This window comes from Anaerotignum lactatifermentans DSM 14214 (genome assembly GCF_900142265.1).
In the GTDB taxonomy this organism is placed as follows: domain Bacteria; phylum Bacillota; class Clostridia; order Lachnospirales; family Anaerotignaceae; genus Anaerotignum; species Anaerotignum lactatifermentans.
This window is the reverse complement of record NZ_FRAH01000126.1, coordinates 1-1,459: the sequence shown is the minus strand read 5'-3', so window position 1 is coordinate 1,459 and position 1,459 is coordinate 1. Positions and strand designations below refer to the sequence as shown.

The window sequence follows — 1,459 nt, the reverse complement described above, 5'->3', positions numbered from 1 at the left end:
ATCCATATCCTGAACAAATCCTCCCTGCTCAAAACACACGGCTCAAAGCGGAAGAAGCGCAAATAAAAAGCAGGGAACCGAAGTTTCCTGCTTGGGTGGGCCGTGTTCTGTTGGTGCCGCCCGCTGGCTGGACAATGTGTCCAGAGGTGGCGGAATGGTCATGCTTTGATGGGTGGTGTTCGGTTTTCTGTTTCTGACTGGATAACTTCATTCTATGAACTCAACTCTTTTGCTGTAAACCGTCAAGAATAGCTTATGGTCTTTCCCTCGTTCAAACAGAACCCACTGTTCCTGCTCGTCATTGTAGTGCGGATAGGAATTTGCAATCAAACACTCAATAATAACGCCGTTATCCAATTCTATATGTAAATCATTCCACGGGCTTAATGTAGCGGAAAGAACTGCACCACCAATCATTTCTGCATGGAATTGTTTGACATTGAACCACTCATCATTGTTTGTGCTTTCTGATAATTCCCATGATTGATAATCTAAAGTAGTAACCAAAATATCGCTATTTTTGATAATTCTTGCATATCCAGAAGCATGGAGAGCAAGCGGAAAAAAGTCAAATGTTAATATCTCCGCTGCACAGCAAACATTGAGCAATCTTTTTCCCACTAATGAATGGATAAAATTCATCTCTTTTATTCCCATTTTCATGGCTCACACTCCTTTCGCCGCCCTCCTTCTTCCGTCCCCACCTTTGGGACAAAGTGTCCCAGCAGGGGGCGGCCCCTCATGGGGCAACATAATTGTCGTCCTGCTCCAAAGCAATCACATCTGCAATATCACAATGCAGCGCCCCGCAGATACGCAGCAGGGTTTTCATGCTGATATGCTCGCCCTTGCCCATATTGGCGATCATGTTGGTGGTAAGTCCGGCGGCAAGCCGCAAGTCCTCTTTCCTCATGCCGCGTTCCTTCAAGGTGTCCCATAGCGGCTGATAGCTGATGTGCATAGGCGTCCGCCTCCTTCTCCATCGTCAAATGTCCTGCCCCTATTATAGCAGGGGCCTTGTGTTTCCGCAATATTTCTTGACACAACCGCCGGTTCCGTCTGGATTGTGCTTTTCCTTTCTTTTGATTACATCTAATTCGCCTTTAACTGCTTCATACCCTGGCTTTTTACTGATGTGCGATAAAGAAGTAATAGAAGTGTAAAAAATTTTGCCGTTCCTATCCGGCACTTGGCCATTGTGTCGGATAGGTCGGGCGTTAGGCTTCGGGCAAGTCAATCTTGCCGACAAAGCTGTAATAAATCTCAATGTCCTGCCTGCGGGTGCCGTTCTCGTCATAGCTGCACTCATGTACGACGATTTTCTCAATCATCTCCCGCAAGAGGGTGGGGGTAAGTTCCTCGAAGGCAAGGTGCTTTCGGACGATACCCATAAACTTTTCCGCGTTGACGGTGGCGGCCTGCGACTTGTCCAGTTCGGCCTGCAAAGCGGCGGCGCGGT

4 protein-coding genes and 1 pseudogene are annotated in these 1,459 nt (G+C 47.7%); 1 reads left to right on the top strand and 4 read right to left on the bottom strand.

Translation table 11 applies throughout. The features are described 5' to 3' along the window. Positions 1-197 (top strand): hypothetical protein (locus BUB35_RS19370; RefSeq protein ID WP_207647556.1); only part of this gene is annotated, 197 nt, incomplete at its 5' end. Positions 198-207: 10 nt separating this feature from the next. Here the strand turns inward: BUB35_RS19370 and BUB35_RS17860 are convergent. The 4 genes and pseudogenes from BUB35_RS17860 to BUB35_RS17850 all read right to left on the bottom strand — a co-directional run. After that, complete coding sequence (locus BUB35_RS17860; RefSeq protein ID WP_072853949.1) at positions 208-663, bottom strand: hypothetical protein; 456 nt, start codon at positions 661-663, stop codon at positions 208-210. A 76-nt stretch (positions 664-739) separates the two neighbouring features. Further along, positions 740-961 (bottom strand): helix-turn-helix domain-containing protein, encoded by a 222-nt coding sequence (locus BUB35_RS17855; RefSeq protein ID WP_072853947.1) that lies wholly within the window; start codon positions 959-961, stop codon positions 740-742. Between the two features lie 137 nt (positions 962-1,098). Continuing rightward, positions 1,099-1,197 (bottom strand): annotated as a pseudogene (locus tag BUB35_RS20365) (Maff2 family mobile element protein); the annotation flags it as partial. Between the two features lie 20 nt (positions 1,198-1,217). Then, the coding region (locus tag BUB35_RS17850; protein WP_143185506.1) for a DUF4368 domain-containing protein at positions 1,218-1,459 on the bottom strand (242 nt) is incomplete at its 5' end.